At 68.0% G+C, this 20,127-nt stretch carries 20 protein-coding genes and 1 tRNA gene; 2 read left to right on the top strand and 19 right to left on the bottom strand.

Going from position 1 to position 20,127, the window contains the following annotated elements:
* Nucleotides 1-39: 39 nt before the first annotated feature.
* The 16 genes from nuoN to MFF40_RS19530 all read right to left on the bottom strand — a co-directional run bounded on the left by nuoN (nt 40) and on the right by MFF40_RS19530 (nt 16,024).
* Nucleotides 40-1,485 (bottom strand): NADH-quinone oxidoreductase subunit NuoN, encoded by a 1,446-nt coding sequence (gene nuoN / locus MFF40_RS19605; protein ID WP_147853850.1) that lies wholly within the window; start codon nt 1,483-1,485, stop codon nt 40-42.
* A 10-nt stretch (nt 1,486-1,495) separates the two neighbouring features.
* Entirely contained in the window at nt 1,496-3,016 is a 1,521-nt protein-coding gene (locus tag MFF40_RS19600; protein ID WP_147853849.1) for an NADH-quinone oxidoreductase subunit M, read from the bottom strand.
* Nucleotide 3,017: 1 nt separating this feature from the next.
* On the bottom strand, nt 3,018-5,141 hold the full coding sequence (gene nuoL / locus MFF40_RS19595; RefSeq protein ID WP_147897373.1) for an NADH-quinone oxidoreductase subunit L: 2,124 nt from the start codon (nt 5,139-5,141) through the stop codon (nt 3,018-3,020).
* Between the two features lie 109 nt (nt 5,142-5,250).
* A complete protein-coding gene (gene nuoK / locus MFF40_RS19590) occupies nt 5,251-5,556 on the bottom strand; it encodes an NADH-quinone oxidoreductase subunit NuoK (RefSeq protein WP_147853847.1) in 306 nt (101 codons plus the stop codon).
* Nucleotides 5,557-5,590: 34 nt separating this feature from the next.
* Nucleotides 5,591-6,211, bottom strand: a complete 621-nt coding sequence (locus MFF40_RS19585) for an NADH-quinone oxidoreductase subunit J (protein WP_147897372.1) — start codon at nt 6,209-6,211, stop codon at nt 5,591-5,593.
* A 173-nt stretch (nt 6,212-6,384) separates the two neighbouring features.
* Nucleotides 6,385-6,873 (bottom strand): NADH-quinone oxidoreductase subunit NuoI, encoded by a 489-nt coding sequence (nuoI, locus tag MFF40_RS19580; protein WP_007560744.1) that lies wholly within the window; start codon nt 6,871-6,873, stop codon nt 6,385-6,387.
* Between the two features lie 29 nt (nt 6,874-6,902).
* On the bottom strand, nt 6,903-7,925 hold the full coding sequence (gene nuoH, locus MFF40_RS19575; protein WP_147853845.1) for an NADH-quinone oxidoreductase subunit NuoH: 1,023 nt from the start codon (nt 7,923-7,925) through the stop codon (nt 6,903-6,905).
* A gap of 10 nt (nt 7,926-7,935) precedes the next feature.
* Nucleotides 7,936-10,017 carry an NADH-quinone oxidoreductase subunit NuoG gene (gene nuoG / locus MFF40_RS19570; protein WP_238261890.1) on the bottom strand — a complete coding sequence of 694 codons (2,082 nt, stop codon included), beginning with the start codon at nt 10,015-10,017 and terminating at the stop codon, nt 7,936-7,938.
* A 10-nt stretch (nt 10,018-10,027) separates the two neighbouring features.
* Nucleotides 10,028-10,216, bottom strand: a complete 189-nt coding sequence (locus MFF40_RS19565; protein ID WP_147856628.1) for a hypothetical protein — start codon at nt 10,214-10,216, stop codon at nt 10,028-10,030.
* A 4-nt stretch (nt 10,217-10,220) separates the two neighbouring features.
* Complete coding sequence (nuoF, locus tag MFF40_RS19560) at nt 10,221-11,522, bottom strand: NADH-quinone oxidoreductase subunit NuoF (RefSeq protein WP_147856627.1); 1,302 nt, start codon at nt 11,520-11,522, stop codon at nt 10,221-10,223.
* A gap of 12 nt (nt 11,523-11,534) precedes the next feature.
* Entirely contained in the window at nt 11,535-11,768 is a 234-nt protein-coding gene (locus MFF40_RS19555; protein WP_147856626.1) for a hypothetical protein, read from the bottom strand.
* Nucleotides 11,769-11,773: 5 nt separating this feature from the next.
* Nucleotides 11,774-13,138, bottom strand: coding sequence for an NADH-quinone oxidoreductase subunit NuoE (nuoE, locus tag MFF40_RS19550; protein WP_238261888.1), 1,365 nt, complete (start codon nt 13,136-13,138; stop codon nt 11,774-11,776).
* 12 nt (nt 13,139-13,150) lie between these two features.
* The gene (locus MFF40_RS19545) at nt 13,151-14,341 is read right to left on the bottom strand and encodes an NADH-quinone oxidoreductase subunit D (RefSeq protein WP_238261886.1); all 1,191 of its coding nucleotides are present in this window, start codon (nt 14,339-14,341) and stop codon (nt 13,151-13,153) included.
* Between the two features lie 16 nt (nt 14,342-14,357).
* Nucleotides 14,358-15,008 carry an NADH-quinone oxidoreductase subunit C gene (locus MFF40_RS19540; protein ID WP_238261884.1) on the bottom strand — a complete coding sequence of 217 codons (651 nt, stop codon included), beginning with the start codon at nt 15,006-15,008 and terminating at the stop codon, nt 14,358-14,360.
* Between the two features lie 9 nt (nt 15,009-15,017).
* The gene (locus MFF40_RS19535) at nt 15,018-15,617 is read right to left on the bottom strand and encodes a NuoB/complex I 20 kDa subunit family protein (RefSeq protein ID WP_007560753.1); all 600 of its coding nucleotides are present in this window, start codon (nt 15,615-15,617) and stop codon (nt 15,018-15,020) included.
* A gap of 41 nt (nt 15,618-15,658) precedes the next feature.
* A complete protein-coding gene (locus MFF40_RS19530) occupies nt 15,659-16,024 on the bottom strand; it encodes an NADH-quinone oxidoreductase subunit A (protein ID WP_007560754.1) in 366 nt (121 codons plus the stop codon).
* A 342-nt stretch (nt 16,025-16,366) separates the two neighbouring features.
* Between MFF40_RS19530 and MFF40_RS19525 the strand changes: the two genes are divergently transcribed.
* Nucleotides 16,367-16,443 (top strand) — tRNA-Asp (locus MFF40_RS19525).
* Between the two features lie 175 nt (nt 16,444-16,618).
* Here the strand turns inward: MFF40_RS19525 and MFF40_RS19520 are convergent.
* The 3 genes from MFF40_RS19520 to MFF40_RS19510 form a co-directional block, all read right to left on the bottom strand.
* The gene (locus MFF40_RS19520) at nt 16,619-17,527 is read right to left on the bottom strand and encodes an EamA family transporter (RefSeq protein ID WP_238261882.1); all 909 of its coding nucleotides are present in this window, start codon (nt 17,525-17,527) and stop codon (nt 16,619-16,621) included.
* Nucleotides 17,528-17,617: 90 nt separating this feature from the next.
* Complete coding sequence (locus MFF40_RS19515) at nt 17,618-18,004, bottom strand: RidA family protein (protein ID WP_238261880.1); 387 nt, start codon at nt 18,002-18,004, stop codon at nt 17,618-17,620.
* Nucleotides 18,005-18,067: 63 nt separating this feature from the next.
* Nucleotides 18,068-18,364, bottom strand: a complete 297-nt coding sequence (locus MFF40_RS19510) for a DUF1127 domain-containing protein (protein WP_238261878.1) — start codon at nt 18,362-18,364, stop codon at nt 18,068-18,070.
* A gap of 113 nt (nt 18,365-18,477) precedes the next feature.
* Between MFF40_RS19510 and MFF40_RS19505 the strand changes: the two genes are divergently transcribed.
* Complete coding sequence (locus tag MFF40_RS19505) at nt 18,478-19,869, top strand: aminotransferase-like domain-containing protein (protein ID WP_147897364.1); 1,392 nt, start codon at nt 18,478-18,480, stop codon at nt 19,867-19,869.
* Nucleotides 19,870-20,127 lie beyond the last annotated feature (258 nt).

Below are 20,127 nucleotides of genomic sequence, written 5' to 3'. Positions count from 1 at the left end.
GGCCGCATTCTCATCGGGAGCGCCGGAAGGCCGCCGGGCCTAGAACAGCGACCGGGCCGCCCGGCCGGCGACGCCGACCAGCGGTCCGGGAAGCAGGAAGAACAGCACCACGACCACGCTCGACAGGGCCAGCACCACCCGCAGGCCGGGCGCCATCGCCTCGTAGGGCTCCTTCGGCTCGTCGAAATACATGATCTTGACCAGGCGCAGGTAGTAGTAGGCGCCGACCACGCTGGTCACAACGCCGATCACCGCCAGGGTCACGAGGCCGGCCTTGATGGCGGCCGCGAACACGTAGAACTTGGCGAAGAACCCGGCCAGCGGCGGGATGCCGGCCAGCGAGAACATCATCGCGGCGAGGCAGAAGGCCAGCCAGGGATGGGTGCGCGACAGGCCCGACAGGTCCTCGATCGACTCGAACATCACGTCCCGGCGCCGGAGCGACAGGATGATCGCGAAGGTCCCCAAAGTCATCGCCAGGTAGATGATCATGTAGGTGACGAGCCCGCTGATCCCCTCCTCGGAGCCGCAGGCGAGCCCGATCAGCGCGTAGCCGATGTTGGCGATCGACGAGTAGGCCATCAGGCGCTTGATCGAGCGCTGGCCGATGGCCGCGAACGAGCCCAGCGCCATCGAGACCACCGAGACGAAGATGAAGATCTGCTGCCAGATCGCCGTCACGTCCGGCATGGCGCCGATGAACACCCGCACCGTCATGGAGACGGCCGCCATCTTGGGCGCGGTGGCGAAGAAGGCGGTCACCGGGGTGGGCGAGCCCTCGTACACGTCGGGCGTCCACATGTGGAACGGCACCGCCGACATCTTGAAGCAGACGCCCGCGGCCACGAACACGATGCCGAGCACGATGCCCAGGCCCGCATTCTCGTTCAGCGCCGAGACGATGCCGGGGAACGAGACCGTGCCGGTGAAGCCGTAGATCAGCGAGGCGCCGTAGAGCAGCATCCCGGAGGAGAGCGCGCCGAGCACGAAGTACTTGAGGCCGGCCTCGGTGGAGCGGGCGTCGTCCCGGTGGAACGCGGCGATCACGTAGGCGGCGAGCGACTGCAGTTCCAGCCCGAGATAGAGCGCGATCAGGTCGTTGGCCGAGACCATCACCATCATGCCGATGGTGCAGAGCACGATCAGCACCGGGAACTCGAACCGGTCGATCCGCTCGCGCTTGAAGAAGTCGTGCGCCAGCAGGATCGTCGACGCGGAGCCGAGCAGCACCAGCGACTTCATCACCTTGGAGAACGCGTCGGAGACGAACGCCCCCGACAGGGTGGTGACCCGGCCGTGCGTCGGCGCCGAGAGGACCACGAACAGGGCGAACAGCAGCAGCACCAGGGCGCCGATGCTGACAGACTCGGCGGACCGGTCGCCGCGCCAGGCGCCGTACAGGATCATGAGCAGCACGCCGACGCTGAGGATCAGCTCGGGCAGGAGCGGCGCCAGCGAGGGCAGCACGGAGTGGACGGTGGGCATCTGTTCCGTCTCAGCGTGGGAGCGGCAGCGCGGCGGCCGCGGTCTGGGTGTTGGCGAGGGCGGCCTTCATGCCGGTCATCAGCGCCTCCGTGGAGGGCGCGAAGACGTCGAGCACGGGGGCCGGGTGCACGCCGTAATAGATCGTCAGCACCACCAGCGGCGCCAGGATGATCTTCTCGCGGGTGTCGAGATCGAGGATGCCCTGGAGATTGGGCTTCTCGAGCTTGCCGTAGATCACCCGGGCGAACAGCCACAGGGCGTAGGCCGCCGACAGGATGATGCCGAAGGTCGAGAAGAACGCGACGGTCGGGTTCGCCTTGAACGCGCCCAGCATCGACAGGAACTCGCCGACGAAGCCGGAGGTGCCGGGCAGGCCGACATTGGCCATGGTGAACACCATCATGGCCACCGCGTAGAGCGGCATCCGCTTCACCAGGCCGCCATAGGCCGCGATCTCGCGGGTGTGCATCCGGTCGTAGACCACGCCGACGCAGAGGAAGAGCGCCGCCGCCACGATGCCGTGCGAGATCATCAGGAACAGGGCGCCCTGGATGCCCTGCTCGTTCAGGGTGAACAGCCCGAGCGTCACGAAGCCCATATGGGCCACCGACGAGTAGGCGATCAGCTTCTTGATGTCGGTCTGCATCAGCGCGGTGAGCGACGTGAAGATGATCGCGATCACCGAGAGGGCGAAGACCAGGGGGGCGAAGTCGTGGCTCGCCACCGGCAGCATCGGCAGGGAGATCCGGATGAAGCCGTAGCCGCCCATCTTCAGCAGGATGCCTGCCAGGATCACCGAGCCGGCCGTGGGCGCCTCGACGTGGGCATCGGGCAGCCAGGTATGGACCGGCCACATCGGCATCTTCACCGCGAACGAGGCGAAGAAGGCCAGCCACAGCCAGGTCTGCATGTTCGCCGGGAAGCGGTACTGCAGCAGGGTCGGGATGTCGGTGGTGCCGGCCTGCCAGTACATCGCCATCACGGCGAGCAGCATCAGCACCGAGCCGAGCAGGGTGTAGAGGAAGAACTTGAAGCTGGCGTAGATCCGGCGCTGGCCGCCCCAGATCCCGATGATCAGGAACATCGGGATCAGGCCGGCCTCGAAGAACAGGTAGAACAGCACCAGGTCGAGGGAGGCGAACACGCCGATCATCGTCGTCTCGAGGACGAGGAACGCGACGAAGTATTCCTTCACCCGGACGTGGATCGAGGTCCACGACGCGCCGATGCAGAACGGCATCAGGAACGTGGTGAGCAGGATCAGCGGCATCGAGAAGCCGTCGACGCCCAGCTTGAACCGGATCGTCTCGGCGAGCCACGGATGCGACTCGACGAGCTGGAAGCTCGACGACGTGGCGTCGTAGCGGCCCCAGGCCACCAGGGAGAGCACGAAGGTGACGATCGTGGTGGCGAGCGCGGCCCAGCGGGTGTTGCGCGCGACCGAGTCCTCGTCGCCCTTCAGGGTGAGGATGAAGGCCGCGCCGCAGAGCGGGACGATCAGCAGGCCGGAGAGGATGCCGAGGCCGAGCATGTCAGTGAACACCCTTGGGCAGGCCGGCCATCAGGTACCAGCTGATCAGGCCGGCCACGCCGATGAGCATGACGAAGGCATAGTGGTAGACGTAGCCGGTCTGCAGGCGCACGACGCCGCGGGTCACGTCGACGACGCGCGCCGCGATGCCGTTGGGACCGAGCCCGTCGATGATCCTCCCGTCGCCCTGCTTCCAGAGGAACAGGCCGAAATCCTTGGCCGGACGCACGAAGATCCGGTCGTAGAGCTCGTCGAAGTACCACTTGTTGAGCAGGAACCGGTACAGCGACGGCTGCTGCGCCGCGAGCGCGCCCGGCAGTTCCGGACGGCGGATGTACATCCAGAACGCCAGGACGAAGCCGAGGATCAGCATGATCAGCGGCGCGTAGGAGACGAGCGCCGGGACCTCGTGGATCTCGTGCATGATGTGGTTGTCGGGGCCGTGCGCCAGGGCATGGCCCCAGAACGCGTCCATCCCGGACCCGATGAAGCGGTCGTGGAAGATGATCCCGGCGAACAGGGCGCCGAAGGCGAGGATCGCCAGCGGGATCGTCATCACCAGCGGGCTCTCGTGGGGCGTGTGGTCGCCGTGATGGCCGTGCCCGTGATGGTCGTCCGCGACGAGGTCGCTCTTGTGGGCCGGCTCGACGTCGTGGCCGTGGTCGTCGTGGGCCACGCCCTCGGTATGGCCCGGGGCGCCGTCGGCCTCGTGGGCCATCGCGGCATGGGCGGTGCCCGCATGCGCGACTGCCGGGGCGGCGTGGTCATCATGTGCCGCATGGATGCCCCAGCGGGCCGGGCCCTCGAAGGTCATGAAGAACAGGCGCCAGGAGTAGAACGACGTGAAGAACGCCGCCACGACGGTGCACAGGAAGGCGAGCGTGTGCCCGGGCCGGGTCGATGCGTAGGCGGCCTCGATGATCGCGTCCTTGGAATAGTAGCCCGCCGTGTACGGGAAGCCGATCAGCGCGAGGGAGCCGATCGCCATCATGGCGCAGGTGAACGGGATGTGGGAGCGCAGGCCGCCCATGTTCCGCATGTCCTGCTCGTGGTGCATCGCGTGGATGACCGAGCCGGCCCCGAGGAACAGCAGCGCCTTGAAGAAGGCGTGGGTGAACAGGTGGAACACGCCGGCCGAGTAGGCGCCGACGCCGAGCGCCACGAACATGTAGCCGAGCTGCGAGCAGGTCGAATAGGCGATCACCCGCTTGATGTCGTTCTGCACCAGGCCAATCGTGGCGGCGAAGAAGGCCGTGATGCCGCCGATCACCGTGACGACGATCAGGGCGTTCGGCGCCTCCTCGAACAGCGGCGACAGCCGGGCGACCATGAACACGCCGGCGGTCACCATCGTGGCGGCGTGGATCAGCGCGGAGACCGGGGTCGGGCCCTCCATGGCGTCCGGCAGCCAGGTGTGCAGCAGGAACTGCGCCGACTTGCCCATGGCGCCCATGAACAGCAGCAGGCACGCCAGCGTCAGGGCGTTCCAGTCATAGCCGAGGAAGTGGAAGCTCAGGGTCTTGATCGCGTCGACCTTGGAAAAGATCGCGTCGAACGCCACCGAACCGGTCAGCACGAAGACCAGGAAGATGCCCAGCGAGAAGCCGAAATCGCCGACCCGGTTGACGATGAACGCCTTCATGGCGGCGGCGTTGGCCGACGGCTTCTCGTACCAGAAGCCGATCAGCAGGTAGGAGGCGAGGCCGACGCCCTCCCAGCCGAAGAACATCTGCACGAGGTTGTCGGCCGTCACCAGCATCAGCATGGCGAAGGTGAACAGCGACAGGTAGGCGAAGAACCGCGGCCGGTGCGGATCCTCGTGCATGTAGCCGACGGAGTAGAGGTGGACGAGGGTCGAGACCGTGGTCACGACGACGAGCATCACCCGGGTCAGCGCATCGACCTTGAAGGCCCAGTCGACCTGGAGGTCGCCGGCGGAGAACCAGGACGCGACCTGCACCCGTTCGGCGTGGCCGCCGTCGAGGAACACGCCCCAGGCGATCAGGGCCGTGAAGGCCAGGAACGCCGTGGTGATGTACTCGCAGGCCCGGGCCCCGATGATGCGGCCGAACAGGCCGGCGATCAGGAAGCCGATCAGCGGGAAGAAGACGATCGCGTGATACATCGCTCTCTTGCAGTCCGTCATCCGGGCCGGCCGCGGGGCGGCGTCCGGATTGTCACTCGGGGCCCGTCGACGCGGGGCCGCGAAATCGGGTCGCGTGGAGAAGGGCGCCCTAGCCCTTCATCATGCTCACGTCCTCGACCGCGATGGTGCCGCGGTTGCGGAAGAAGACCACGAGGATGGCGAGGCCGATCGCCGATTCGGCGGCCGCGACGGTCAGCACGAACAGGGCGAAGACCTGTCCGGTGATGTCGTTCAGCTGCGTCGAGAAGGCGACCAGGTTGATGTTCACCGCGAGCAGGATCAGCTCGATCGACATCAGGATGACGATGATGTTCTTGCGGTTGATGAAGATCCCGAGCACGCCGAGCGTGAACAGGATCGCCGCGACGGTGAGGTAGTGGCTCAGGCCGATCATCGTTCGAATCCCCCGCCTTGCATCAAATCGCGCATCAGACCTCGACGCCCTGGCGGGAGGGCACCTTGCGGGTCTCCACCGCCATGCTCTGGGTGCGGGCGTTCTGGACCGCGATGTTCTGGCGCTTGACGCCCGGGCGGTCGCGCAGGGTGAGCACGATCGCGCCGATCATCGCCACCAGCAGGATCAGGCCCGCAAGCTGGAAGAAGTAGACGTAGTCCGTGTAGAGCACCCGGCCCAGCGCCTGGGCGTTGGTGAGGTTCTCGGACGCCGCGACGTTGCTGAGCGGCGCCTGGACCAGGTTCGGGTCGATGGTCCAGGAGCCCACCACCAGGAGCAGCTCCACCAGGAAGATCGCCCCGATCAGGCCGCCGACCGGCAGGTATTGCTGGAAGCCCTGCCGCAGCGCGGCGAAGTCCACGTCGAGCATCATCACGACGAACAGGAACAGCACCGCGACCGCGCCGACGTAGACGACGACCAGGATCATCGCCAGGAACTCGGCGCCCATCAGGACGAACAGCCCGGCGGCGTTCACGAAGGCGAGAATCAGGAACAGCACCGAGGCGACGGGATTGCGCGAGGCGATCACCATGAAGCCCGACGCGACCGTGACGCTCGCGAACAGGTAGAAGAAGGCGGCTGCTGCAGTCATGCGCTCGTCGGGATCGGCCGCCGGAGCGGCCCCTTCTGCCTTGCGTGGAAACGGGCCGCAGCGGGCGGCCCGTCTATAGAACCCGGTCGTCGGTGGCACAACAGCACCCCCGACATGGCTCTAGCGCATCATCTTTTTCCCAGAAGGCGGCGACCGCCTTTCGGGATGATGCCCTAGCGGTACGGCGCATCCATCGCGATGTTGCGCGCGATCTCGCGCTCCCAGCGATCGCCGTTCAGCAGGAGCTTCTGCTTGTCGTAGAGCAGTTCCTCGCGGGTCTCGACCGAGAACTCGAAGTTCGGCCCCTCCACGATGGCGTCCACCGGGCAGGCCTCCTGGCACATGCCGCAATAGATGCACTTCACCATGTCGATGTCGTAGCGGGTGGTGCGGCGGGTGCCGTCGTTGCGGCGCGGCCCGGCCTCGATGGTGATGGCCTGGGCCGGGCAGATCGCCTCGCAGAGCTTGCAGGCGATGCAGCGCTCCTCGCCGTTGGGATAGCGGCGCAGCGCATGCTCCCCCCGGAACCGCGGGCCGCGATGGCCCATCTCGAAGGGATAGTTGATCGTCGCCTTCGGCTTGAAGAAGTAGCGCATGCCGAGGATCATCCCCGACACGAATTCCTTCAGCAGCAGGCTCTTTGCGACCTGATCGAGCTTCATGGCCCGGATCTCCGATTCGGCGGGTGGGCTCAGGCGCCCGGCGCGAGGCCGGTCAGCTTGAGCACGAAGGCGACGACGACGACCGAGACCAGCGAGATCGGCAGAAAAACCTTCCAGCCGAGGCGCATGAGCTGATCGTAGCGGTAGCGCGGCACGATGGACTTCACCATCGCGAACAGGAAGAACAGGAAGCTGGCCTTCAGGATGAACCAGATCACGCCCGGCACCCAGGTGAACGGCGCGAACGGGATCGGCGACAGCCAGCCGCCCAGGAACAGCACGGTGCCGAGCGCGCACATGCTCATGATGGCGACGTACTCGCCGAGCATGAACAGCAGATAGGGCGTCGAGGAATATTCCACCATGTAGCCGGCCACCAGCTCCGACTCGGCCTCCGGCAGGTCGAAGGGGGGGCGGTTGGTCTCGGCGAGCGCCGAGATGAAGAACACCACGAACATCGGGAACAGCCACAGCCAGTACCAGCCGAACAGGCCGAGGCTGGTGTCCTGCGCCATCACGATGCGCGAGAGGTTCAGGGAGCCGGCGCAGAGCAGCACGCAGATGATCACGAAGCCCAGCGAGACCTCGTAGGAGATCATCTGCGCCGCCGACCGGAGCGCGCCCAGGAACGCGTATTTCGAGTTCGAGGCCCAGCCGCCCATGATGACGCCGTAGACGCCGAGCGACGAGATCGCGAAGATGTAGGTGATGCCGACGTTGATGTCGGCGATCGCCCAGCCGTCGGCCAGCGGGATCACCGCCCAGCTCGACAGGGCCAGCATCGCGAAGACCAGCGGCGCCAGCAGGTAGATCGCCTTGTTGGCCCCCGCCGGGATCACCGGCTCCTTCAGCACGAACTTGAGCAGGTCGGCGAAGGATTGCAGCAGCCCGAACGGGCCGACCACGTTGGGCCCGCGCCGGAGCTGCACCGCCGCCCAGATCTTGCGGTCGGCGAGCAGCGCGTAGGCGATGAAGACGAGCAGCGCCGAGAGCAGCACGAAGCTCTTCAGCACGATCAGGAGCACGGTCCCGAGGATTTCGAGCGAGGTCATCGTGAGATCCCTACTCCGCCGCCGCAAGCGGCCGCGCTTCGGCGGCACGCTCGCGGGCCAGGCGCGAGCACTCGGCAAGCACCCGCGAGGCGCGGGCGATCGGATTGGTGAGGTAGAAGTCGGTCACCGGCGAAGCGAAGGCGGGGCCGCCCGCGGCGCCGCCGAGGCCCGCCAGCCGATCCACGGCCGCCGCGACATCGCCGGCCTCCACGGTCCCGACCGCCGCGAAATGCGGGTGGGCGGCGTAGAGCGCCCGGCGGAGCGCGGTGAGCGAATCGAACGGCAGGCGCTGGCCCAGCACGTCCGACAGGGCGCGCAGGATCGCCCAATCCTCGCGGGCATCCCCCGGCGGGAAGCCGGCGCGGTTGCCCATCTGGACCCGCCCTTCCGTGTTGACCCAGGTCGCCGACTTCTCGGTGTAGGCCGCCCCCGGCAGGATCACGTCCGCCCGTGATGCGCCGCGGTCGCCGTGGGTGCCCTGGTAGACCACGAAGGCGCCCGGGGCGACGTCGCGCTCGTCGGCACCGAGGTTGAACAGCACGTCGACGCCGCCGGAAGCCAGCATGGCCGGGAAGTCGAGGCCGCCCTCCCCCGGCACGAAGCCGAGATCGAGGGCGCCGACCCGGGCGGCGGCCGTGTGTAGGACGGCGAAGCCGTTCCACTCCGGGCCGATCGCGCCAATCTCCTTGGCGAGGGCTGCCGCCGCCGCCAGGATGCCCGGCTGGACGTTGGCGCCGACGATGACCAGCGGCGCTTTCGCTTCCTTGAGAGTGGCAAGAAAACTGTGCTCGCCGCGGGCGAGGCCCGCGAGCGACTCGGGGCCGGCGCCGATGTAGTGGCTGGGATAGGTCAGATCGACCGGCTCGCCGATCACCGCGACCGCGAGCGGCGCCATGCGCCAGCGCTTGCGGATCCGGACGTTGAGGAGCGAGGCCTCGGTGCGCGGGTTGGCGCCGACGATCAGGATCGCGTCCGCGGCCTCGATGCCGGGGATCGTCGGGTTGAACAGGTAGGAGGCGCGGCCGAGCGCCGGATCGAGCCCGGTCTCGGTCTGCCGGCAATCGAGGTTGGGCGTGCCGAGCGCGCGCATCAGCTCGCCCAGGGCGAATATCTCCTCGACGCCCGCGAGGTCGCCGACCACCGCGCCGATGCGCTTGGGATCGGTCGCCTTCACCTTGGCGGCGATGGCCTGGAACGCCTCGCCCCAGGAGGCGGGCCGCAGCCGGCCGTTCTCGCGCAGGTACGGACGGTCGAGGCGCTGCATCCGCAAGCCGTCGACGTGGTAGCGGGTCTTGTCCGAGATCCACTCCTCGTTGATCTCTTCGCTGACCCGCGGCTCGATCTGCATCACCTCGCGGCCGCGGGTGTCGACGCGGATCGACGAGCCGACCGCATCCATCACGTCGACCGATTCGGTCTTGTTCAGCTCCCAGGGCCGGACGTTGTAGCTCTGCGGGCGGTGGACCAGGGCGCCCACCGGGCATAGGTCGGCGACGTTGCCCTGGAGCTCCGACGCCATGGATTGCTCGAGGTAGCTGGTGATCTCCATGTCCTCGCCGCGGCCGATGGCGCCGAGGTCGGGCACGCCCGCCACCTCCGCCAGGAAGCGCACGCAGCGGGTGCAGTGGATGCAGCGGTTCATCGCGGTCCGCACCAGCGGGCCGATATGCTTCTCCTCGACCGCGCGCTTGTTCTCCTGATAGCGGGTCGAATCGACCCCGTAGGCCATCGCCTGGTCCTGCAGGTCGCAATGGCCGCCCTGGTCGCAGATCGGGCAATCGAGCGGGTGGTTGATCAGGAGGAACTCCATCACCCCTTCCCGGGCCTTCTTGGTCAGGCCGGAGCGGGTGAGGACCTCGGGCGGCTCGCCGTTCGGGCCGGGGCGGCAATCCTTCACCGCGTAGGCGCAGCTCGCCACCGGCTTGGGCGCGCCCTTCAGCTCGACCAGGCACATCCGGCAATTGCCGGCGATCGACAGGCGCTCGTGGAAGCAGAAGCGCGGGATCTCGGCCCCGGCGGCCTCGCAGGCCTGGAGCAGGGTGTATTCGGCCGGTACCTCGACCTCGGTGCCGTCGACGAGGATCTTTGTCATCGGTGCAATCTCAGTGCGGGGCGTCGGCGAGATCGAGGCGACGCTCGATCCTGTCGATCCGCCGGTGAACGCCGGCAAGGTTGTCCTCGACCGCGGCCAGGCGGCCCTTCCACGCGCGGACATCGTCGCCCCGGCGATCGACCGCGTGGTCGATGCGCCGCGGATCGACGAGAATCGGGCTGTCCGGCTGACCCGTCATCGGCCTACTCGGCCGCCATCGGGATGGGATCGGAATGCGGGTTGGCCGTATAGCGGTCGATCCGCTTCTCGATCTCGGGCCGGAAGTGCTTGATCAGGCCCTGGATCGGCCAGGCCGCCGCGTCGCCGAGCGCGCAGATCGTGTGACCCTCGATCTGCTTGGTGACCTCGAACAGCATGTCGATCTCGCGCTTCTGCGCGCGGCCCTCGGTCATGCGCTGCATCACGCGCCACATCCAGCCGGTGCCCTCGCGGCAGGGCGTGCACTGGCCGCACGACTCATGCTTGTAGAAGTACGAGATGCGGGTGATCGCCGCGACGATGTCGGTGGACCGGTCGAGCACGATCACCGCCGCGGTCCCCAGGCCGGAGCCGAGGTTGCGCAGGGTGTCGAAGTCCATCTTGGCGTCGATGATCTGGTCGGCCGGCACCAGCGGCACCGAGGAGCCGCCCGGGATCGAGCACAGCAGGTTGTCCCAGCCGCCACGCATGCCGCCGCAATGCCGGTCCACCAGCTCGCGGAAGGTGATGCCCAGCTCCGCCTCGACGTTGCACGGCTTGTTGACGTGCCCCGAGACGCAGAACAGCTTGGTGCCGGTGTTGTTCTTGCCGCCGAGGCCGGCGAACCACGCGCCGCCCCGGCGCAGGATCGTGCCGGCGACCGCGATCGACTCGACGTTGTTGACCGTCGTGGGGCAGCCGTAGAGGCCCATATTGGCCGGGAACGGCGGCTTGAGCCGCGGCATCCCCTTCTTGCCCTCGAGGCTCTCGATCAGCGCCGTCTCCTCGCCGCAGATATACGCGCCGGCGCCGTGGTGGACGTAGATGTCGAAGGGGAAGTCGTGCACGTTGGACTGGCCGACGAGACGGGCCTCGTAGGCCTCGTCCACGGCCTTCTGGAGCGCGTGCTTCTCGGCCACGTACTCGCCGCGGATGTAGATGTAGCAGGCATGCGCGCCCATGGCGAAGCAGGCCAGCATGCAGCCCTCGATCAGGAGGTGCGGATCGTGCCGCATGATCTCCCGGTCCTTGCAGGTGCCGGGCTCCGACTCGTCGGCGTTGACCACGAGGTAGTGCGGGCGCCCGTCGGACTTCTTGGGCATGAACGACCACTTGAGGCCGGTGGGGAAGCCCGCGCCGCCGCGACCGCGCAGGCCCGACGCCTTCATCTCCTCGATGATCCAGTCGCGGCCCTGCTCCAGGAGGAACTTGGTCCCGTCCCACGCGCCGCGCTGCTTGGCAGCCTCCAGGCCCGGCGAATGCAGGCCGTAGAGGTTGGTGAAGATGCGATCCTGATCCGACAGCATGTTCTTTGTTCCTCAGCTGACCGGAGCGTCGACGATGTCGAGGCGGCGCTCGATGCGGCCGACGCGCATATCGAGTGCGCTGTACGCTTCGTAGAGGTTGTGCAGATCGCTCTGGACACCGTGGACGGGGGTCCGAAGCGCCCGGATCTCGCCACGCACCTCGCACACACCCTCCTCGATATTGCCAAGGCGCGCCTGCATCGCCTTCAGCACCTCGTAGATCAGTTCGTTCGTGACTTCGGCCATCGCGGTCAGTTCCCGGTGGCCGACAGAGTCTGAGCCTGCCCGACCCAGTTCTCCCGGTCGATGCGACCTGGGAACGCGAGGTAGGTGCCAACCCAGGTGATCTCGTCGCGGGTCCAGGCGGCGATCTGGTCGAAATGGTAGATGCCGAGCCCGTTCAGGCGCTGGCTGTTGCCCGGGCCGATGCCCTTGATCCGGGTGAGGTCGTCCGGCTGGCCGGCGCGGGCGGCATCGAGGCCGGGCGGACGGGTGCCGACCGCGTTCGCCTTCTGCTCAGGGGTGGCGTCCGTCGGCAGGGCCGCCAGGGCATCCGAGACGCGCGCGTCCTCGGCTTCCGCCGCGACTTCGCCCTCGCTGGCGCCGGACGCCTCCGGCTGCGGCGGGACCGTGCCGCGATCCGGCACAGCCTGGCTCCCCTGGTCGCCCCCGGCCCGCTCGTCTTCGGAGACCGCCTTGGCCGGCGCCTCGGGCACATCCGCGTCGCCCTCTCGGGGGGCGCCCCCCTTGGCCGTCGAGCGGCCGGTCTCGGCCGCGTCGGCCCGGTCGGATTCCTTGACCGGCGTCTCGCCGTTGGCCGCGCGCTGGGCCGGCGCGTCGGTGACGGGGCGCTCGGCTGCGCGTCCGGCGTCGGGCCGGGCGGGCTTGGGCTGCGACGCCGCCCGCTGCTCGCTCGATTTGGCCTCTTCGGCCTTCGCGGCCTCCTCGACGCCGGACTTCGCGGTGTCCTCGAAGCGCTTGCGCCAGGCGCCGACCCGCGAGCCGTCGAACAGGGCCGGATCGGTGAGCGTGTCGGGGCCGCCGAGCGGCTCGGACGCCTGACGCTCGACCTGCGAGCCGACCTTGACCGGCCGGCCGGCGGCGAGGTCGTCCATCAGGGTGCCGAGCGATTCGGGCGTCAGGTCCTCGTAATAATCCTGGTTGATCTGGACCATCGGGGCGTTGCAGCAGGCGCCCAGGCACTCGACTTCGAGCCAGGAGAAATTGCCGTCGGCCGAGACGTGGCCGGAGGGGCCGAGGCGCGCCTCGAGCATTTCCTTCAGGCCCCGGGCGCCGCAGGAATCGCACGGCACCGTGCCGCAGACCTGGATCCAGAAGCGGCCCACCGGCTCCAGGGCGAACATCGTGTAGAAGGTCGCCACCTCCAGCACGCGAATGTTGGGCATGCCGAGCTCGGCCGCCACCGCCTCGATGGCCGCCCGCGGCAGCCAGCCGCCGTTCTGCTCCTGCGCCTTCCAGAGCAGCGAGATCACCGCGGAGGCCTGGCGGCCCTCCGGGTACTTGGCGATCTGGGTCTTCGCCCAGGCGGCATTCTCGGGGGAGAACGCGAAGCTCTCAGGCTGCTCAGAGGCCGGCGCGAGTCTGCGGTTTGCCATCCTGCTAAAGCCTTACCGATCCACTTCGCCGAACACGATGTCGAGGGTGCCCAGCACGCACGACACGTCGGCCAGAAGGTGCCCCCGGCACATCCAATCCATCGCCTGAAGATGCGCGAAGCCCGGCGCGCGGATCTTGCAGCGGTACGGCTTGTTGGTCCCGTCGGACACGAGATAGACGCCGAACTCGCCCTTGGGCGCTTCCACGGAGGCGTAGACTTCGCCCTCCGGCACGTGGAAACCCTCGGTGTAGAGCTTGAAGTGGTGGATCAGCGCTTCCATCGAGCGCTTCATCTCCCGGCGCGGCGGCGGCGCGAACTTGCCGTCGATGGCGGCGATCGGGCCCTGCCCGGCCGGCTCGCGCAGCTTGCCGCAGCACTGCTTCATGATCTTGGCCGATTCCCGCATCTCCTCCATGCGGATCACCTGCCGGTCGTAGGTGTCGCCGTTCCGGCCCACCGGCACGTCGAACTCCATCTCCTCGTAGCACTCGTAGGGCTGCGCCTTGCGCAGGTCCCACGGGATGCCCGAGCCGCGCAGCATGACGCCGGAGAAACCCCACTCCATGCACTCGTCCACCGACACGATGCCGATATCGACGTTGCGCTGCTTGAAGATGCGGTTGGCCATGACGAGGTCGTCGAGATCCTGCACGACCTGCAGGAACGGGTCGCAGAACGCCTCGATGTCGTCGATCAGCTTGGGCGGGAGGTCCTGGTGGACGCCGCCCGGCCGGAAGTAGTTGGCGTGGAGCCGAGCGCCCGAAGCGCGCTCGTAGAAGATCATCAGCTTCTCGCGCTCCTCGAAGCCCCAGAGCGGTGGCGTGAGGGCGCCGACATCCATCGCCTGCGTGGTGACGTTGAGCAGGTGCGACAGCAGGCGGCCGATCTCGCAGAACAGCACGCGGATCAGCTGCGCGCGCCGGGGCACCTCGATGCCCGCGAGCTTCTCGATCGCCAGGCAGAAGGCGTGCTCCTGGTTCATCGGCGACACGTAGTCGAGCCGGTCGAAATAGGGCGTCGCCTGCAGATAGGTCTTGTGCTCGATCAGCTTCTCGGTGCCGCGGTGCAGCAGCCCGATATGCGGATCAACCCGCTCGACCACCTCGCCGTCCAGTTCCAGCACGAGGCGCAGCACGCCGTGCGCCGCCGGGTGCTGCGGGCCGAAATTGATCGCGAAGTTGCGGATGTTGTGTTCTGTCATGGACAGTCTCCGCTGTTCAGGCCGACGTCTTCTTCTCGTCTCCGGGCAGCACGTAGTCGGTGCCCTCCCACGGAGACAGGAAGTCGAAGTTGCGGAATTCTTGGGTGAGCTGGACGGGCTCGTAGACGACCCGGGCCTCGTCCTGGTCGTACCGGACCTCGACGAAGCCGGTGAGCGGGAAGTCCTTGCGCAGGGGGTGCCCCTCGAACCCGTAATCGGTGAGCAGCCGGCGCAGGTCCGGATGCCCCGAGAACAGGATGCCGTAGAGGTCGTAGGTCTCGCGCTCGTACCAGTTGGCGGCCGGGAACACCTCGATAGCCGAGGGGACCGGGGTCACCTCGTCGGTCTGCACCTTCACCCGGATGCGCGCGTTGTGGCGCAGCGAGAGCAGGTGGTAGACCACGTCGAAGCGCTTCTCGCGCTGCGGGTAGTCCGCGCCGCAGATGTCGATGAAGCTCCGGAACGCGCAGGCCGGGTCGTCGCGCAGGTAGGTCAGCGCGTAGACGATGTCGGAGGCCTGGACCACCAGGGTCAGCTCGCCGAACGCGATGGCGTGGGACACCACCGCCGGGCCGAGCGCGCCGGTGACGCGCTCCGCCAGCGCCGTGAGGGCGGCTGCGCCGCTCTCCGGCTGCGTGTGCGACAGGATCGAGATGCCGTTGGTCATGGCCGCTCCTCAGCGCTCGATCGTGCCGGTGCGGCGGATCTTCTTCTGGAGAAGCAGAACGCCGTAGAGCAGCGCCTCTGCGGTGGGCGGGCAGCCGGGCACGTAGATGTCCACCGGGACCACCCGGTCGCAGCCGCGCACCACCGAATAGGAATAGTGGTAGTAGCCGCCGCCGTTGGCGCAGGAGCCCATCGAAATCACGTAGCGCGGCTCCGGCATCTGGTCGTAGACCTTGCGCAGGGCCGGAGCCATCTTGTTGGTCAAGGTGCCGGCGACGATCATCACGTCGGATTGGCGCGGCGAGCCGCGCGGCGCGAAGCCGAAGCGCTCGCAATCGTAGCGCGGCATCGACATCTGCATCATCTCGACCGCGCAGCAGGCGAGCCCGAAGGTCATCCACATCAGCGAGCCGGTGCGGGCCCAGTTGATCAGCTCGTCCGTGGTGGTGAGCAGGAAGCCCCGGTCGGCCAGCTCGTCGCTGATCGACAGGAAGGTCGGATCGTCGGCGCCGATCGGCCGGCCGGTGTTGGGATCGATGATCCCCTTCGGCTGGGGCGCGACCGCGGGGGCGCGGGACAGGCTGTGGGTCGTGTCGGTGATCAGGGCCATCGGCGACTCGGAATGCGGTGCGGGCAGGCTGCTGTTGCGAATCAATCCCACTCGAGGGCGCCCTTGCGCCACTCGTAGACGAAACCGACCGTCAGCACGCCCAGGAAGACGATCATCGACCAGAAGCCGAACCAGCCAAGGTCTCCGAAGGTGATCGCCCACGGGAACAGGAACGCGACCTCGAGATCGAAGATGATGAACAGGATCGCCACGAGGTAGAACCGCACGTCGAACTTCATGCGGGCATCGTCGAAGGCATTGAAGCCGCACTCGTAGGCCGAGAGCTTCTCCGGATCCGGGCTCTTGAAGGCGACCAGGAACGGCACGACCAGCAGCGCGGTGGCGATGAACAGAGCAACGCCGATGAACACGATGAGCGGAAGATAGTCCGCCAACAATCCGGTCATGCCAGGGCCTCGCGAGAGCGTCTCGTATCGACGTGGGAAACCGCGGTGCGCCGCCGAACCGGATTCGCCCGTGGAATTGTTCTTATGCCAGGATGCGCGCGGCCGGAGGCTTAGTCGAGCCGCCGACCCGTGACAATGGCTTGTCGCGTCGCACAAAGTGCACGTCCTGCCTTGTGCAGAGATTGGGCGCGGGCGGCTCGCCTGCAACACGACGCAAGCGCGCAGCCCGTCCGGCCCACCGCCGAACAAAACCGTCACGGACACGCTTGACAGTCCCCGGCCTGGCCCATACACCCCGCCCCGTCGCCGGGCGAAACGCCCCCTTCGAAGCGACCACGCCGTGCGGGCGTAGCTCAGTTGGTTAGAGTGCCGGCCTGTCACGCCGGAGGTCGCGGGTTCGAGTCCCGTCGCCCGCGCCACTTCCACGATCCCCCATCCTCAGATCCCAACCGCGCCTCCGATCGTTTCGGGGGCGTTCTCACGTTTGCGCTGCGGTCGGGATCGGGATCGACCGGCGAATCGGCGCCGTCAAACGTGAGATGCCGATGGCAACGTGGCCGTCGAGCCGCCTCTCACGATGCGCGTCCGGGCAGCTCAGCTGACGGCCCGCGACGGGGCATCGGCCTTCGCGAGTATCGGATCCATTGCGCACCTGCGACCACCGCGGATGCTCAGGGCGATTCCGGCCAGGATGAGGCTTGCGCCCGCCAGGATGTCGGAGTTCAGAGGCTCGCCGAGCGTCAGGTGCGTGCTCAGGATTCCGGCCACCGGCACCAGCAGCGCGAACGGCGTCACCACGGCCGCGGGATAGCGGGTCAGGAGCCGATTCCACAGGCCGAAGGCCAGCAGCGTCGTTGGATAGGCCTGGAAGCCGATCGACGCTACCGCCGTCCAGTCCGGATGTGTCAGGGTCGTGAGGGCAGCCGGCCCCTCGACGATCAGCGACAGGCCCAGCAGCGGCACCGTGGTGGCGAGGCTGCCCCACACCATCAGGGCAAGCATGTCGACCTGCCCGATCCGCTTCGCGGTCACGTTGGCGCAGGCCCAGGCCAACGCGGCCGCGACGACCAACAGGAGTGGCCCCACGGGCGCGCCGCCGGCTCGACCAAGGGCGATCATCGCCGTCCCCAGAAGTGCGACCACGCCTCCCAGCACTTGTAGCCGGCGCGGGCGTTCCCTGAGGACCAGCCAGGCCAGCGCGACCGTGAATGGCACCTGGACCTGGATCAGCAGCGACGAAAGACCGGCCGGCATACCCAGCCGGATCGCCGTGAACAGCAACCCGAACTGACCGATTCCCAGAGCCAGGCCGAAGACGACCACCAGGGCGGGCGGAGCCCGGGGCGGCCGAATCACCAGCACCGCCGGAATGGCCGCCAGGGCGAAGCGCAGGGTGCAGAGCAGGAGCGGAGGCGTCGTCTCGAGGCCGATCTTGATGGCAACGAAGTTGGCACCAAGGATCGTGACAACCAGGATGGCCGACAGCGTGTCGCGCGGCGTCATTCGAGTGTCCCCAGCCACCCCTCATTGAACTTTGCGCGCACCGACCCGACCAACCGCCGGCCCCGTGTTCCGCTCGGCATGCGTACGCCCTCAGGATCGTGGGACAGCCGCAACCATCTCGATCTCCACGTGTGCCCCCAGCGGGAGCGCCGCAACGCCGATCGTCGTGCGCGCCGGGTAGGGGGCCGCGAAGTACTGGGCGTAGACGTGGTTCATCGCGGCGAAGTCGCCCATGTCAGTCAGAAATACGTTGCACTTCACCACGTCCCCGAAGCCAAGTCCCGCTGCTGTCAGCACAGCCTCGAGGTTTCGAAAACACTGGTGCACCTGCTCTTTGAACCCGCCTTCGACCAAACGGCCGGTCGCACCGTCGATCGGAGTCTGGCCCGACAAATAGACGGTGTCGCAGGCGCGAACGGCGTGCGCGTAGGGGCCGACGGCCGTTGCGCCGGGTGCAATCACTGCAACTCTGCTCACCTTATGGTCCCTCCTGAGTGCGGTGGTCGAGTGGAGGCCCATTTCGTGCGGACCGTCGCAGCATCAACGCCGGCCCGCCCCACGCGCCCGGCGGCGGTCGTCGCGCCGGCCGATCAGCAGGTCGGTGGCATCGCGGGGGCCCGGGACGGCTGCGTCGGCGACGTCCTGCGGTGTCAGGCCGATATCCTTCAGCTCCCGCTCGGACAGGGTCGAGAGCCGGTGCAGGACGCGCCGGTTCATCGCCGCGCGGGACTGGCCCGCCCGCACCTCGGCGGCGGCCTCGGCGATCGCCCGGGCGGCCCGGGCGAGCCAGGAGGGATTGCCCGGGGCGTGGGCGGTCCGGGTGAGGCACTGGTCCATGATTCGATCCTCCGTCTGTCCGGAACCCGGCGATCTTGACCACACGGGACTGGCGGCGACAGGAACAGTTCGGTACGGTTTCGAAGAATTGTCCGGTCGGAAAGGCAGTACGGATGCAGATCGCGAGCAAGCCGGCCGGAACGCGCGTGGAGACCGTGGCCGGCGAGATCCGGGAACGCATCGCGGCGCGCCATCTCGTGCCCGGGGTCCGGATCCCGTCGGTGCGGGCGTTCGCGGAATCCATGGGCGTGTCGAAATCGACCGTGGTGGAGGCCTATGACCGGCTGGCCGCCGAGGGCACCCTGGTGGCGCGGCCGGGCTCGGGCTTCTACGTCGCCGGCAAGACCCGGCCGCTCTCGCTCCAGGCGATGGGCCCCCGGCTCGACCGGATCGTGGACCCGCTCTGGATCACCCGTCAGGCCCAGCAGGCCGGCGCGGACCAGCTCAAGCCCGGGGCCGGCTGGCTGCCGGATTCGTGGATGCCGCACGAGGCGATCCGGCGCGGCCTGCGCCGGGTGGCCCGGGCCGATCTGGCCGAGATGACCAATTACGACCGCCCGCTCGGCTACGAGCCCCTGCGGATCCAGATCGCCCGCAAGATCGCCGAGAAGGGCGTCGGCGCCGAGCCGGACCAGATCGTGCTGGTCGAATCGGCCACGCAGGCGCTCGATCTCGTCTGCCGCTTCCTGCTCCAGCCGGGCGACACCGTGCTGGTGGACGATCCCTGCTACTTCAACTTCCTGGCGCTGTTGCGGGCGCACCGGGTCGCGGTGGTCGGCGTGCCGCTGACCCCGGAGGGGCCGGACCTGCGCACCCTCGGAGCGCTGCTCGAGCGGCATCGTCCGCGCTTCTATCTCACCAACGCGGCGCTCCAGAACCCGACCGGTGCGAGCCTCGCCCCGGCCATCGCGCACCGGCTGCTGAAGCTGTGCGAGGCGCACGACACCTTGATCGTCGAGGACGAGATTTTTGGCGATCTCGAACCGGAGCCGGCGCCGCGGCTCGCGGGGTTCGACGGGCTGGAGCGGGTGATCCAGATCGGCAGCTTCTCGAAGACGCTGTCGGCGGCGGCGCGCTGCGGCTGGATCGCGCTGCGGGCCGACTGGGTCGAGCCGCTGGTCGATCTCAAGCTGGCGCTGAGCCTCGGCAACGGCCACGTCACCGCGGCTCTGGTGCACAGCCTGATCACCGAGGGCTGCTATCGCCGGCACCTCGCCGAGACCAAGCGGCGGCTCGCCGGCGCCATGGTCCAGGCCTCGGCCGAGCTCGGCGCCTGCGGGCTGGAGCCGTGGGCGCAGCCTCGGGGCGGCTTCTTCCTGTGGATGCGCCTGCCGGACGGGCGCGACGGCGCCGAGGTGGCGCGCCGGGCGCTGGCGCAGGGCATGGTCCTGGCGCCGGGCACCGCCTTCAGCCTCTCCGACGACTGGAACGGCTACATGCGCTTCAACGTCGCCCACTGCATCGACCCGCGCATCCGGCCGATCCTGCGCGCGGCGCTGGGTTGATCGATTCGGGGCCATCCCGGCTATGCGAAGCGAAGCAATCTGGCGGCGCTCCACGTTTGGCCGTGATGCGGCATTTTGTGGGTCTGCGCCCGATAAGCTTGAGCTTAGGGTGACAGCTTTCGACCCAACCCAGACGCTTAGGCCGCCGTCATCGCTTCTCCGAAGCGGACGTTCGTCAGCCTTCCGGCAACTTCAGCTTGGGGTGGAGGCTGTGTGAAAAGAGGACGCCAAGCTGGGGATGTCCGGCCGCTTGGGATA

It is taken from the genome of Methylobacterium mesophilicum (genome assembly GCF_022179445.1).
GTDB classification, from domain to species: Bacteria; Pseudomonadota; Alphaproteobacteria; order Rhizobiales; family Beijerinckiaceae; genus Methylobacterium; species Methylobacterium mesophilicum.
Note: the sequence above shows the minus strand (reverse complement) of the source record. Positions and strands in the feature narration are given on the sequence as shown.